This is a genomic window from bacterium, assembly GCA_029210545.1.
Taxonomy (GTDB): Bacteria; BMS3Abin14; BMS3Abin14; order BMS3Abin14; family BMS3Abin14; genus JARGFV01.
This window is the reverse complement of record JARGFV010000072.1, coordinates 1-13,314: the sequence shown is the minus strand read 5'-3', so window position 1 is coordinate 13,314 and position 13,314 is coordinate 1. Positions and strand designations below refer to the sequence as shown.

General features: G+C 57.7%; 14 protein-coding genes. 5 read left to right on the top strand and 9 right to left on the bottom strand.

What is annotated here, in order from left to right; all coding sequences use genetic code 11:
• On the bottom strand, positions 1-465 hold a 465-nt coding region (locus tag P1S46_08590), incomplete at its 3' end, for a hypothetical protein (protein MDF1536542.1).
• Positions 466-779: 314 nt separating this feature from the next.
• Here P1S46_08590 and P1S46_08585 point away from each other — a divergent pair.
• Positions 780-1,685 (top strand): GGDEF domain-containing protein, encoded by a 906-nt coding sequence (locus P1S46_08585; GenBank protein ID MDF1536541.1) that lies wholly within the window; start codon positions 780-782, stop codon positions 1,683-1,685.
• Entirely contained in the window at positions 1,675-2,463 is a 789-nt protein-coding gene (locus P1S46_08580; GenBank protein MDF1536540.1) for an NYN domain-containing protein, read from the top strand. Before P1S46_08585 ends, P1S46_08580 begins: the two co-directional genes overlap by 11 nt.
• Positions 2,464-2,683: 220 nt before the next feature.
• On the opposite strand, the gene P1S46_08575 is transcribed toward P1S46_08580, so the two are convergent.
• Both P1S46_08575 and P1S46_08570 read right to left on the bottom strand, forming a co-directional pair.
• Positions 2,684-4,492, bottom strand: a complete 1,809-nt coding sequence (locus P1S46_08575) for an aldehyde ferredoxin oxidoreductase family protein (GenBank protein ID MDF1536539.1) — start codon at positions 4,490-4,492, stop codon at positions 2,684-2,686.
• Positions 4,482-5,018 (bottom strand): 4Fe-4S dicluster domain-containing protein, encoded by a 537-nt coding sequence (locus P1S46_08570; protein ID MDF1536538.1) that lies wholly within the window; start codon positions 5,016-5,018, stop codon positions 4,482-4,484. Before P1S46_08570 ends, P1S46_08575 begins: the two co-directional genes overlap by 11 nt.
• Before the next feature lie 296 nt (positions 5,019-5,314).
• On the opposite strand from P1S46_08570, the gene P1S46_08565 reads away from it, so the two are divergent.
• Entirely contained in the window at positions 5,315-5,527 is a 213-nt protein-coding gene (locus tag P1S46_08565) for a UXX-star (seleno)protein family 1 (protein ID MDF1536537.1), read from the top strand.
• A gap of 168 nt (positions 5,528-5,695) precedes the next feature.
• Here the strand turns inward: P1S46_08565 and P1S46_08560 are convergent, their stop codons facing one another.
• The 6 genes from P1S46_08560 to P1S46_08535 all read right to left on the bottom strand — a co-directional run bounded on the left by P1S46_08560 (position 5,696) and on the right by P1S46_08535 (position 10,846).
• On the bottom strand, positions 5,696-6,277 hold the full coding sequence (locus tag P1S46_08560; GenBank protein MDF1536536.1) for a hypothetical protein: 582 nt from the start codon (positions 6,275-6,277) through the stop codon (positions 5,696-5,698).
• Positions 6,278-6,447: 170 nt separating this feature from the next.
• Positions 6,448-6,813: a hypothetical protein gene (locus tag P1S46_08555; GenBank protein ID MDF1536535.1), complete on the bottom strand. Its 366-nt coding sequence runs from the start codon at positions 6,811-6,813 to the stop codon at positions 6,448-6,450.
• Between the two features lie 18 nt (positions 6,814-6,831).
• Positions 6,832-7,857 carry a hypothetical protein gene (locus P1S46_08550; GenBank protein MDF1536534.1) on the bottom strand — a complete coding sequence of 342 codons (1,026 nt, stop codon included), beginning with the start codon at positions 7,855-7,857 and terminating at the stop codon, positions 6,832-6,834.
• Positions 7,858-7,971: 114 nt separating this feature from the next.
• Positions 7,972-8,280, bottom strand: a complete 309-nt coding sequence (locus tag P1S46_08545; protein ID MDF1536533.1) for a Smr/MutS family protein — start codon at positions 8,278-8,280, stop codon at positions 7,972-7,974.
• Positions 8,270-9,283, bottom strand: a complete 1,014-nt coding sequence (locus tag P1S46_08540) for a hypothetical protein (GenBank protein MDF1536532.1) — start codon at positions 9,281-9,283, stop codon at positions 8,270-8,272. Before P1S46_08540 ends, P1S46_08545 begins: the two co-directional genes overlap by 11 nt.
• Positions 9,284-9,568: 285 nt before the next feature.
• Positions 9,569-10,846, bottom strand: coding sequence for a citrate (Si)-synthase (locus P1S46_08535; protein ID MDF1536531.1), 1,278 nt, complete (start codon positions 10,844-10,846; stop codon positions 9,569-9,571).
• Between the two features lie 307 nt (positions 10,847-11,153).
• Between P1S46_08535 and P1S46_08530 the strand changes: the two genes are divergently transcribed.
• Positions 11,154-11,567, top strand: a complete 414-nt coding sequence (locus tag P1S46_08530) for a dihydrolipoamide acyltransferase (protein ID MDF1536530.1) — start codon at positions 11,154-11,156, stop codon at positions 11,565-11,567.
• A 129-nt stretch (positions 11,568-11,696) separates the two neighbouring features.
• Positions 11,697-13,241: a Na+/H+ antiporter gene (locus P1S46_08525; GenBank protein MDF1536529.1), complete on the top strand. Its 1,545-nt coding sequence runs from the start codon at positions 11,697-11,699 to the stop codon at positions 13,239-13,241.
• The last annotated feature ends 73 nt before the right edge of the window (positions 13,242-13,314 follow it).

Here is a 13,314-nt window from a genome sequence, read left to right as displayed (position 1 = left end):
GGCGTCCTGGGTAAGGAGAGTCGCCGTGATGTTGGAGGCGTACACCGTCCCGAATACCATGTCCGAATAGGTGAAGCCCATGCTGAGCCCGAAGGCGCCGAAGCCCGCACCGATGCCTGTGTTCCCCATGACATCCACTGATCCGGCATCCTCAAGCTTGTTGAGGATTGATATCTGGGTCGTGACAGTTACAGCAGGATCGTTGTAATCGTCGATGAGATCGATCATCCCGATATGGTCCTCGATGCGTACGGTGAGGTTCGGGAGCACAACGCTCATGGTCGTGTCCTCTCCGAGAAGAGCGGGGTTGTGCTGCACCGCGCCGATCCCTTCGCCGGCAGCGACAAAGGCGCCGCCCATGCCCAGGGCCCGCACGTCGGTGATGGGGAACGGAAAGGCCCAGGCGCCCGCGGCAAGGGTGAGGACGAGAGCAACGGCAAGAGTAAGCACAGCCAATCGTTTCATATGATCCTCCTTTGCTCCTTACGGAACATGTTTTTGAAATTGCCTGCATTGTCGGCTAATCGGGAATCAATTTCAAGGCCCGAAATCCGCTGATTGGACCTGTTCGGCCGGGGTTTCGATGTTGATCAACAACACATGACGGCGCCCGGGTCAGTTTCCCGGGCTGAAAACGGCGTCATCGACACCCCGGCCGCGGGCTGCCTATAACCAGCCGCGGATCCCGGGCTCGAACATCCCTTTGCCCACCGGGGAAAAACCGTGTAAACTTCCCGTTGAATCAAGCAGTCCAAACCCTCTGCCGGACAGGTGATCATGTGAAAGTCAGCACTGTCATGTCCAAAAAGGTCGCCACCGTCACACCCAGGACGACCTTGGTGACGGTCGTCCGCAGGATGTCCGGAAAGAAGATCTCCTGTGTCATCGTCCAGGACCGGGAAAAGGCCCTCGGGATCATCAGCGAACGGGACATCGTCCGGCATCTCGCCGCCAACGGGGGCAGCCTTGAGGGGATCACCGCCGGTCAGGCCATGTCGTCACCTGTCCAGACCCTCTACGCCGACACCACCCTGGACCGGGCAGTAACCCTCATGACGGAGAAGGGGTTCCGGCGGTTCCCCATCATCAACAGGCGCAGGAAACTCATCGGGGTCGTCACCCAATCGGACGTGCTGCAGGCTTTCGTCCGGGAGATCGAGACCGCCCATGAAAAGATGAAGGACCTGGCGATCCGGGACTGCCTGACAGGCATGTTCAACCGGCGTCTGTTCATGACCACGCTGGAAAAGGAGTACTACCGGTCCAAACGCTACGGGACACCCCTTTCCCTGATCATGGTGGACCTGGACGATTTCAAGCGCGTCAACGACGAACACGGGCACCAGTACGGTGACCAGGTGCTCAAGACCGTCGCCGAGGTCATCAAGAGGCGTATCCGGGACATGGATATCGCCGCCCGCTTCGGAGGAGAGGAGTTCATCGTCCTTGCCCCAGGGACCGAAATATTACCGGCGTGCCGACTGGCTGAAAGGCTGAGAGAAGGCATCGCCGAAACCGGGACCACGGCAAGCCTGGGTGTTGCCTGCTTTCCCAATAACAGCTCCCGTTTCCCGGACGACCTCATCCGGCTTGCCGACCTGGCCCTCTACCGGGCCAAGAAGAGCGGGAAAAACCAGGTCGTCACCTGGAACAAAGAGATGATGGAGAACAACAATGTCACGTGACGAGAACGGACACACCCTGGCGGTGTTTGTGGATTTCGAGAACATCGTTCTCGGGTTCAAGGGCCAGGGGGGCAAAGGGAAAAAATCGGGCAAGTTCGAGATCAAGCTGATCATCGAACGTCTGGTGGAAAAGGGCAAGATCGTGGTCAAGAAAGCCTACGCGGACTGGACCCGCTACGCCGACTACAAACACGCCCTTCACGAGGCGGGTCTCGAACTTATCGAGATCCCCAAACGCCAGATGGTCGGAAAGAACTCGGCCGACATCAGGCTGGTCGTGGACGCCCTGGACCTCTCCTGGGCCAAGGAGCACATCGACACCTTCGTCATCGTGTCTGGGGACTCCGATTTTTCACCCCTCGTCTCCAAACTCAAGGAGAACGGCAAACGGGTCATCGGCATGAGCCTGCAGGATTCCGCCTCTGCCCTTCTCACCGACAACTGCGACGAGTTCATCTACTACGAGGAACTGGAAAACCCGGTGGGGATACCGCCAAAGCTGGCCGAATCGATCCCGAAGGGGCGCAAATCGGCATTCCAGCTCCTGGTGGATTCCATCGTCGCCCTGGTCCGGGAGAACAAGGAGATCCTGTGGTCCTCCATGGTCAAGGAGACCATGAAGCGGAAAAAGCCCTCTTTTTCAGAGTCCGCTGTGGGTTACCGGACTTTCAGCGAGCTTCTCGAGGACGCGCAGAGGAACGGGCTTATCCGCCTTCGCCAGGACGAGAAGAGCGGCTCGTACATCATCGTGGGGTTCGGGAAAGAGGAAGGGAAGTAAACCGGGTTGCAGGCTCCGGCGGGACAAGTCCGCCTTCGCCAGGACGAGAAGAGCGGCTCGTACATCATCGTGGGGTTCGGGAAAGAGGAAGGGAAGTAATCAGTAATCAGTTGTCAGAACAAGCATAGAAAAAGGCCGGAGCGAAACGCACCGGTTTTTTTTGTTTTACCTCTGCACTTTGCACCCTGCACTTTGCACTCGGGATGGTTAAACCTTCCCGTCAGAGTTCCATGGAAGGTTTACCGTCCTGGTCCCATCCACGCTTTTCATAGTACATACTCAGGATCTTCTCGTACTCCTCACGATCGACGGACTTGCCGGCGGTGGGACCGGCGGGCACCGGGTCTTCCAGGGTCCTGCGGGGCGGATAATCGTCACTCCGGGTCACTCCCTGGGCGACGTTGATCGCCCGTGTGAGATCGTAGATGTGGTTGGAACGTGCCATAAGCTCATCCATTGAAAGGTCCACACCGGTGACCGCGGCAAAAAAGCGCTGATAATACTCTTCCGGGAACCCGAGCTCGATCCAGGGAAGCCTGCAGACACCCAGCATGTCGAACAGGGGCCTGACCGTCTGGTGGTAGATGACGAAATCGGCTTTTTCCTCCAGGCCCCAGCCGGTACCGTTCTCCAGTTCCGTGGCCACGGTCCAGGCCCTGGTGTGATGGGCACCGATGTCCGAGGTCCCGAAGCCAAGGGCCATGGAAATCGCGGCCCGGGCATCGTAGGCCGATTGCTCGAGCCCCTTGACATGGTTGACCACGCGGGCCATATCGGGCCACCTCGAGATAATGGACCTCGCCCCGCCGGCCAGGGTGTCGCCGACCCCCTCCCGCCTGGATATCTTTTCGATCAGTTCCAGGATCGGGTCCTCGTCACCCCACCCGATGGCCTTCCCGTCCAGGTCGCCCTCTGTAAGGAAACCCCGCTCGAGACCCTCAATGACCGCAGCGATAATGGACCCGGTGGAGATGGTGTCCACGCCCAGTTCGTCACACAGGGCGTTGGCCTTGAGAATAAAGGCGAAGTTGGATGTTCCCAGGTTGCTGCCCAGCATGGCGGCCGACTCGTATTCGGGGCCTTCCGTCACGGTGCCCCGGTACTTGCCCTCCTTGACGAGGCAGACGTTTCCGCACGTCATGGAACAGCCGAAGCATGCCGAATCGCCGATCTTGTAACGGTCCTCCATGACGTACCCGTTCATGCGGTCGGCCCTGTCGTAGATGGTTTCCTGGAAATTGCGGGTGGGCAGGATCCCCATCTTGTTGGCATAATCCACCACCGACATGAGACCCTGCTCCTGCCAGAAGCGGAAATACTCGTGGTTTTTCAGTAGCGCATACCCTTCCCTGGACGCCTCCATGAGGGCCGGGAGGTTGGCCACCGGCAGGTCCCTCGAGCCCCGCACCGCAATGGCTTTCAGGTTCTTGGAACCCATGACGGCGCCGATCCCGATCCGTCCGGCGTTGCGGCTCCAGTCGGTGTTGACACACGAATAGACAACGGCGTTCTCCCCGGCCGGGCCGATGGAAGCGATCTTCATGTCCTCGTCACCGGTCGCCTCACGGACCATCTTCTCCGCTTCAAGGTTGGTGGCGCCCGCCGCCCTCGGCATGGGGACGACCTTGATCTTGTCGTCCTCGATGGAAAGGAAGGAGAGCACCGGGGCGCGGCCCTTCAGGACGACGGCATCGAACCCCGCCTGCCGCAGCTCAACCCCGAAAACGCCCCCGATGCTGGAGTCACCGTAGATCCCCGTGGCGGGGGAAAGGGTGATGAAGGAGTTCTTCCCCGAGGAGGGCAGATAGACTCCCGTGAGGGGACCTGGAGCGATGACAAGGATATTCTCCGGGCCGAGGGGATCGACCTTCCCGTGCTTCTTGAGGTGGTCAGCCAGTATCCTGGCGCCGAACCCTCTGCCGCCGATGAACTTGAGGGCGAACTCCTCGTCAAAAGGCCGCACCGTACTTGTACCTGAAGTCAGGTCCACCTCGAGAATCCTGAAAAAGTAGCCGCCTTTAAGTTTCATCCTGGCCGCCTTTCTTGATCCTGGCGTACCGGAGGGTCTTTTTCTCCCCGCCGTCCATGTATTCCACTTTGCTCATCTTCGCGTAGTTGCGTGCCGCGGAAAGGCGGTGAGCCTGTCCCAGGATATGTTTTGGATGGAACTTGAGAGCCTCCTTGGGGCACGCCTGCACACACATGGGCTGCCCGTCGCACAGGTCGCACTTTAACGGCTGTTCCACTTCCTCGTGCAGGAACATGGCCCCGAAGGGACAGCTGGCGATGCACTGGTAGCAGGAGATGCATTTCTCCTCGTCGATCTGGACCACGCCGTTTTCACGGTAGATGGCGTTGGTGGGGCAGCCCTCTCCGCACTTCGGCACACCGCACTGTTTGCAGACGATGGGCATGCGGATGACAGGATGCGGATACAGGACCATGACCCGGATCCTGCTCTTCTTCGGGTTGTTGGCCCCGGCCCGGCCGACGCTGCAGGCCAGTTCGCAGACCTTGCACCCGGAACACCGTTCCGGGATCACTGTCAGGTGCATGGAAACCTCCAATGTCATTGCTGTTGATTAAAAGGCCACATAAGTTAGCAGAAACGGTTTCGATGTGCCAGATTTTAGGGGGGAGAGTTTACAGTTTTCGGTTTACTGTTCACAGTGAAGCACATGCATCAAAGAGCGCCATGAATGTAAAAGGTCCCTTGGCAAGCCGCTTTCCTATAGCCCACTTCAATCAAATTTGAATTTGCACACTGTTTTCTCTATAATCAGGGGGCGAAGTAAAAGCGATTTATCGTTCACCGCATACTGTAAACCGTAAACTTTCCGGGAGGAAATCCATGTCCAAAGTCATTATCTACGGAAAACTGAGCTGACCCTACACCGTCAAGGCCCGTGAGGCCTATGGGAATGAGGGGCGGGAAGTCGATTACCGGGACGTTGTCCAGGACTCATCTCTCCTGGAAGAGATGCTCAAGGCCGCCGGCGGCAGCCGCCGGGTCCCCGTCATCATCGACGGAGGAAAGGTGACCATCGGTTACGGGGGTACGTGAGGGGTGTGATTTTATCCGGCGGTCGCCGGGAAAAGGAACAAGATCCAAGGTCCAAGCTCCAAACCAGGGCTTCTACTTTATCCGTTCATGGGATTGAAGTTCCTGTCTTGGATTTTGGTTTTTGGATCTTGGATTTTGGATCTTGGTTTTTGGATCGCTTGAAAAAACTCAAGCTTTTGCCTGGATCACCCGTTCTACATTCTCCTCCCCCATCTCCCTTACCAGGACAAAGCTCTTGATAAGGTTCCGGTTCACGGCCAGGAATGAGTGGCTGAGGTTGGCGTTGTCGAAAACGTTCATGATGCCGGGATCGATAAAGGAATCCAGCTTGTTGGTCGTGCTCCAATCGGTGAGCATCCCGATGAACTCGCCCGTCTCGGTAGGAGCCATGGCCCGCTCGAGGCAAAGCTCCACGTTATCGGTTATCTTTCGCACCGAGATGATCCCGGCGACCTCCTCCACCGTGGAAAGCTCCATGGAAACGTAAAGGTTGATCTGGTTCCTGCGCTCATAATCGGCAAGCTGGGACTTTCTCGCTGTGGGATCCACGTAGTCCCTCGCTCCAACGATGAACGATTTGTTCACGTGGTGGCCGTCCACCGTGCGCAAGATCCTGGAAGGCCCGTTGAGGACCCTGATGAGGGAGGCCGTATCGATCTGGGCGTTGATGATCTTCTTACGGTATCTTTTGAGCTCTTCCATCTGGTGGATGCTGATGGGGTACTCCGGGAAGATTGTGATGTATTTCATAGGTGCCTTTCTGTCGCTTCGTTCAGCCCGTCTGGCACTTGTTACTCACAAATCGCTGCTTCGGCATGTTTTCAACAGGCAGCGCGAAGAGCAAAGCGCGATGTGCGAAGTGAAGGCTTGTCCTTCGAGCTTCGCTCTTTGTACTTCGCGCGGGCCTCTTTGGCCCATATTTACACCCACGACAGGATCGCCGTTCCGGTCACCACGAGGATGAGGCCCCACAGCCTGAGCCCCCGGTCCGAAATGGAGGTCCAGGTCCTGATGAGGGGAGCGACCTTTGCCTCCTCGCCCACGAAGATGAAGATGCCCATCCCGCCGACAAGCAGTCCAAGGAGGAAAAGGAACCAGACCACCCCGCTCCAGAAGCTGGCCACTGCCAGCAGGATCCCGAACACGGCGGCGGCGACACCCCAGAGACGGTAGTTGCCGCTTTCCAGCCAGGACTGGCTCAGCTCCCGGGCCTTGTCGGTGTCGAGGATGAGAAAACTGCCTGTAACGATAAACATCAGCGCAACGATGTAAAGATACCAGGTCACGGCTCACCTCCCGGTGGATCAGTTTTTTTCGACATCATCCACGTCGATCCATGGAGCGCCACCGGTGGCATCGAACACGACACCATACACGTGGATTTTCTCGCCCTTTCGTGCCTCCAGGATCGTTTTTACAACCGTCTCATCCTCCCTGTTGACAAAAAGCCTCCATAAAACGATGCCTTTCACTTCAACCTGGAAATTGAGGTACTCGCCAACGTTCCTGGGGCTGCTGAACTGTGCTGTTTTTCTACCGACGCCAGGGCCCTCAACGTACACCGGCAGCGCGCTTTGCAGGTAACAGGAAAATTTGATCTTCTTCTCCTTATGACTTCGAGGATATCTGGCCACCTCCTCGAGGGTGGTATTTTCATAGATGGAGAGTAGTTCACTGATGCGTTCCATGGCCCCGTCAACATTAATGTTGTCAGGGTAGTTTGAGACGAACCATCGGTAACAGCTGATCCGGTCCATACTCTTGACCGGCTGGTAAAAAAGATCATCCCTTCTTCTCAAAGCATTCCTGACGTAGTAATTTTCCGGGTTCTTCTCGATAAATTCGTTCAGCGCCTGGGGTGTCCCCTGGAGTTTGTATGGCCGGTAAACGATGCCATCAAAAACACGCTGTGCTTCTTCGCGCAGTTCGCTGTCAGGATGGCTGGTGATGAAATTCCCGAAGGCCTCCTTGGATCCGTCCAGGTAGGCCTTGATAAAATCCCCGTATTCCCTGAGGTTGCTGAAAATAAGGATAGCCCCGCTTTCCCGGATCTGCCTCCCCACCGCATCGGGAAGCGGTTCACTGTGGATCTCGTCTGAGAAGATGTCCCTTACGACGATCTGGGATACAGGATCACCTGTTTCCGTGAAAACATACAGCACCTCTCCCTCCGTGAGAGAGTCGAGTCCGTTGCCTTCCCTGCTTATCTTCACTACCGAGGAAACAGAACTTAAAGTGGCGCCCCCCCGCATTAATTCACCGTAAGCCTCCGGGACTGCGGATGCCGTCAGGATGAGGGATAACAAACACAGGAACGCTACCCGTTTCATGCAGGGACCTCTGACAAAATGGACAATATCAATAGAAACGCCACATATGGTACGCAACCATAATAACTGAATTTGACTTGACCAACAAGAACACGAAATCCGGACTTCCGCCTTTCATTTGCTCCATGTTCTTTCAATACCTGATGGACTTTTTGCCTTGAGAACGACCGTTGTCGCTCCCCATCCGCCTGCCGTTTCCTCCGCATTCCGGTAATCGGCTACATAGTCCAGCTTTTCGAGGAGGGACCTGACGATCCGGCGCTGGACGCCCTTTCCCTTTCCGTGGATGATCCGGACCTGGAGTATCCCCTCGCTGCGGCAGACCGCAAGATACTCTTCCACCAGGTCGGCCACTTCCTTCGGCTGAAAAGTGTGCAGGTCCAGGACCCCGTCCACCGGTATCCGGACCGGCTCATCCGACACGGTATGCCTCAAGTTCGACCAGGCCCATGGGCCGGACTTCCAGGACGTTCTCATCGCCATCCGGGAACAGGACCCTGACAGATACGGGCTGATTCTTGTTCGGATCTTTTCCGTACCTGGCCGCGATGGAGGCGGCCATCTCTATTTCCTCTGACGGGGCCTTCGGATCGAGGAGTGTCAGGGGACCGGGAACGCCGTCGTGCTTGAGCAGGATGTCTCCCGGGCCCGCCAGGAGTTCGAGAGCTTCGTTGTCCTCCCGGTGCCGCCCCACCACTACCCTGGTGCCCCCGGGCAGCCTGAAATGTCTTCCATATTTCAGTCTTTCAACGTCCGTGGCGCCCGCATCCGGCATGTGATCGAAAAGGTCCCTGAGCCGGACCGAAAAACCCGGATCTGTGAGCAGGCACCCGCCTCCCGGGTTCGGGTACTCCTGTATTCCCCATTGGCCGGCCAGCTCCATCTGTCTCTTGCGCGACCGACCCTGGATGTCAAGGAGCGCCTCCCTGTCCACGAGCCCCATATTCTCCGGCTCGGTCCCGGGAAGCAGTTTCGCCGACAGGGGGCGCAGGAGAAGACCTTCGTAACCGGAGGTTTTTTCCACCAGCCCGAGGGCTCTGATATTCTGGGACATCGGCCTTTGGCCCAGGACTTCACCCGAGAAAAGAAAATCAGCATCGAGCTGCTTCATCAGGTCGCCGGCCCTGGCAAACATCATGGCGTGACAATCGATACAGGGGTTCATGTTCTTCCCGTAGCCGTACTTTGGCGCCTTGACCATGACGAGGTGATCGACGGTGATGTCCTCCACCCGGCAGGGGATACCAAGGCGCCTGGCTGCCGCTTCTCCCCGGGCGCTGCCGAAAAACGGGGTGGTGAAGATGACGGCTGTGACCTGGACACCCTGCCGCCTTAGAAGTTCCGCGGCCAGCATGCTGTCCAGACCGCCGGAGAGAAGGCCGAGGGCTGAAACGGTTTTGGATTCGCTTTTATTTTTCCGGGTCAATTCAGATCTCCGAAGAAAAGGCCATGGTGGCTGATCACTGATTACAGACTTAGACTAACTTTGCCCACAAGTCCAGAAAGGCGACAGGCTGATCCACCGCAGGGTACGCAGGGTAAAGCAAACCAGGTGAAATGTCCGGAGCATTTCACAAAACATTTTCCCCTTTGCTTTTAAACTTTGCGGAGCGGCCTTCCAGCCGGCCGCGCTGCGGTTAGATAACTTTTCGCAAAAAAATGCCCGGGCGGTTTCCCGCCCGGGCATTTGAGGATCGCTGAACTGCTTGCCCTACTTCTTGACGAAACCCTTGACAAAATTGGTCGTGACCGACTTGGGCCTCTCGATGGGAGCCCCGAGAGCCCGGTTGTAGATCAGCTGGGCCCCGACGCCGAGGGCGCGGGAAACGCTGAACAAGACGGTGTAGAAGGGGAACTCCTTGATGCCGAAGTGGTAGACCAGGGAGCCGGAGGCGGCGTCCACGTTGGGCCAGGGGTTCTTGGCCTTGCCCTGCTCCTTGAGGATGCCGGGCACCAGGTCGAACATCTTTGCCACGGTCTTGAAAACCGGGTCCTCCGGGATCCTCTCCTTGCCCCAGTTCACCTGGGCGACGTAGCGGGGGTCGGTGACCCTGAGAACGGCGTGGCCGTAGCCGGGGATGACCTTGCCGCCGTTGAGGGTGGCCCAGCAGTACTCGGTGAGCTGCTCGTCCGTGGGGGCCCCGCCGTACTTGTCGATCATCTCGAGGACGAAGGCCAGGCACTCCTGGTTGGCCAGGCCGTGAAGCGGTCCGGCCAGGCCAGCGAGGCCGCCGGCCAGGGAATAGTAGAAATCAGACAGAGCCGAACCGATGGTGTGACACGCGTGGGCGCTGACGTTGCCGCTCTCGTGGTCCGAGTGCAGGGTCAGGTACAGGCGCATGAGGTCGGCCAGGTTGCCGTCAGGATCAGGCAGGCCCAGCATCTTGGCCATGTTGCCGCCCCAGTCGAGGCTCTTGTCGTGGGGGATCAGTTTGCCGTCGTGGAAGCGGATCCGGTAGATACCCGCCGCCAGCTCGGGGAGCTTGGCGATGAGGTCCAGGACGTCTTCCATGGTGGACTCCCAGTACTCCGTTTTCTTGACGCCGGCGGCGTAGGCCTTGGCGTACTGGGAAAGGTTCTGCATCGCCAGGATGCCGACACAGATCATCGCCATGGGGTGGGAGTCCTTGGGCATGGCCCTGAGCACGTCCCAGACGTAGCCTGGCACACCTGATCTTGCGGTAAGGTCGGCCTGCAGGTCCTTGAGCTCCGCCCCGTTGGGCAGTTCACCTGTGACGAGCAGCCAGAAGATCTCTTCGGGGAGCTTGTCCGTGATCTCCAGAAGTGGAATGCCCCGGATGATGAGGCCCTTGTCAGGGCTGACCTCCGAGGTGTCGCAGATCATGCTCTTGATACCCCTCATGCCGCCGTAGGCCTGAGCAACAGTGGCTTCGGACAGGACGACATCTCCATAGCTCTTTACGAGCTCCCGGATGTCATCGCGAAGGGCGGGAAGGTCACCACCGAACTTCTCGTGCAATTTACCCATAACTAGACTCCTCTCCTGACTTTGACTGCTTCGCTTACCGGTTTGAGATCGATGCGAATGGTCCCCTTGTTTCATGACAGCCAGACCCGCACTGGGACAGGCCTTTATTCCTGGAAGGAGCACGGCTTCCGGACAATGTACGCTGAACCGTGCGCAGTGAACAGGCCGCCATCCATGGGGGCCGTAAGATTGTATACAAAATACCGTATAAACCTGCACATGTGCAAGTGATTTTTCACACGACCTGCCATAATACTTGACTCAAATGGTCACCTGTGGTTACTTTCACAGCAGGAAAGGAGGTTAAATGAAACGTCTTGAGGCCGGAACAACAGGGATATATACGATCACAGTGGACGAAAGTCACTTGGCGAGCACCATGGGTAATACGGGAGTGGACGTTCTTGCTACTCCCATGATAGCCCTTTTGTTCGAAAATGCAGCCACCGATGCCCTGGCTCCTGTCATGAAGGAAACGGAGATATCGGTGGGCACCTGGATATCGGTCAGGCATCTGAAACCTACCCCCCCCGGCATGTCGGTAACGACCACGGTAACCTTGAAAGAGGTAAAAGGGGTCCGGTACCTGTTCAAGGCGGTAGTCCACGACGAGGTGGAAAAGGTGGCCGAAGGCCATATCGAGCGCGCCATTATCGATACGGATCGATTCTACCGCACGCTTAACGAGAAGGTGGAAGGAGGAAGGAAGAATATGAAATAACAGGCAAAGCCCGGGAGCGTACGGAAAGTTTTTGCTCTTCTTCCGTCTCCCTCCTTCCCTGTTCCCTGTTCCTATATTTCCATGTTTACCCTTGAACCTTGAACCTTGAACCTTTAACCTTGGTTTCCAATGGACCCTACCCTTATAAGCTCCGAGATCCAGTTCCTGACCCTGCTGACCATCGCGGCGGGTATCGCTGTTGTGGTCAAGTATATCAGGCTGCCCTACACCATCGCGCTGGTCATGGGCGGCCTTTTCGTGAGCCTTACCGGGGTCCAGCCTTACCATCTCACCGAGGAACTCATCCTCTTTATTTTCCTGCCCCCCCTTCTCTTCGAGGGAGCTATCCATTTCGAACTGACCGACCTGCGCCGAAACATGAAGGCCATCGGCACCCTGGCCTTCCCGGGACTCATCGCCTCGGGTTTCCTGGCCGGGTACGCCATACTGAAAGTCACGGGCCTGCCCATGACCGTGGCCCTCCTGGTGGGAGTGATGATCACCCCCACCGACCCCATTTCGGTTCTGGCTCTTTTCAAAAAGCTGGGAGTATCCAGGCGCCTGTCCATGATCGTCGAGGGCGAGTCGGTATTCAACGATGGAACCGGCATCGTCCTTTACAGCGTCCTGTTGGGCATCGTAACTTCAGGCACCCTCAACATCGGGGCCTCGACCCTCCTTTTTTTCAAGGTCGTTATCGGGGGGCTCATCGTCGGCCTCGTCCTCGGTTACCTGGCGTTCCTCTTTTTAAAACGCCTGGACGACCACGTCCTGGAAGTGCTGATCACGGTACTTCTGGCCTTCGGGGCCTTCCTGGTGGCGGAGCACACCTTCCACGTCTCCGGGGTCATGGCCGTGGTTGCCGCCGGAGTCCTGGTGGGCAACCAGGGCGCGCGCCTGGCCATGAGCCCCACGACCCGCCTCGCCATCAAGAACTTCTGGGAGATCGCGGCCTTCGTCATCAACTCCCTGATCTTCCTCTTGATCGGCACCCAGATCCACCTGCCCGAGCTGTGGGCCATCTGGCCCACCATCCTGGCGGCGTTTGTCATCGTCACCCTCGCCAGGGCGGCGGCGTGCTATCCGTCCCTGCTCCTGCTCAACATGTCCGGAGAGAGGATCCCTGTCCGGTGGTTCCACGTCATCAACTGGGGGGGGATCCACGGGTCGATCCCCGTGGCCCTGGCACTGGGACTCCCCGATATCCCGGAGAGGGGGTTCATCGTCAACCTCGTCTTCGGGGTGGTTTTCCTCTCCCTGACCATCCAGGGGCTGACCATGTCTCCACTGGTTCACATGCTGGGGTTAGGCGGCAGGCTCGAAGAGGAAGAACAGTACGAACGTACCGTGGCCCGGTTAGTGGCGCTCAGCAAGGCTCTTGACGAACTGCGGCAGAAGCTTGCCTCCGGACGGGTGTCCAGAGCGATCCACGACAAGGTGGCGGGGGAACTGGAGGAAGATCTGAGGGTCGCCCGGTTCCGGATGGAGGAGCTTGAGACCGACCCCGCTGTCCAGCTTTCCTGGGAAAACCGTACCCGCCAGGCCAGCCTCACCCTGCAGAAGAGCACCCTCTACGAGATGATGATCCAGGGCAACCTCTCCCACGAATCGGCGGAAGAGCTGATGGGGGAGATCGACGTAGCCCTGGAGAAACTGGAAGGGGAAGGGAACTAGCCCGCATTATTCATGATGCAAATGAGATGTCAGCTAACTGTGTGGCAATTAAAGATAAATGGGAATGGCACTA

Coding starts and splice junctions, on each gene's coding strand:
- P1S46_08575 (MDF1536539.1), bottom strand. CDS start 4,492: ATGAAACTTAAAGGCGGCTACTTTTTCAGGATTCTCGAGGTGGACCTG.
- P1S46_08535 (MDF1536531.1), bottom strand. CDS start 10,846: ATGGGTAAATTGCACGAGAAGTTCGGTGGTGACCTTCCCGCCCTTCGC.
- P1S46_08570 (MDF1536538.1), bottom strand. CDS start 5,018: ATGCACCTGACAGTGATCCCGGAACGGTGTTCCGGGTGCAAGGTCTGC.
- P1S46_08550 (MDF1536534.1), bottom strand. CDS start 7,857: ATGAAACGGGTAGCGTTCCTGTGTTTGTTATCCCTCATCCTGACGGCA.
- P1S46_08560 (MDF1536536.1), bottom strand. CDS start 6,277: ATGAAATACATCACAATCTTCCCGGAGTACCCCATCAGCATCCACCAG.
- P1S46_08580 (MDF1536540.1), top strand. CDS start 1,675: ATGTCACGTGACGAGAACGGACACACCCTGGCGGTGTTTGTGGATTTC.
- P1S46_08525 (MDF1536529.1), top strand. CDS start 11,697: ATGGACCCTACCCTTATAAGCTCCGAGATCCAGTTCCTGACCCTGCTG.
- P1S46_08530 (MDF1536530.1), top strand. CDS start 11,154: ATGAAACGTCTTGAGGCCGGAACAACAGGGATATATACGATCACAGTG.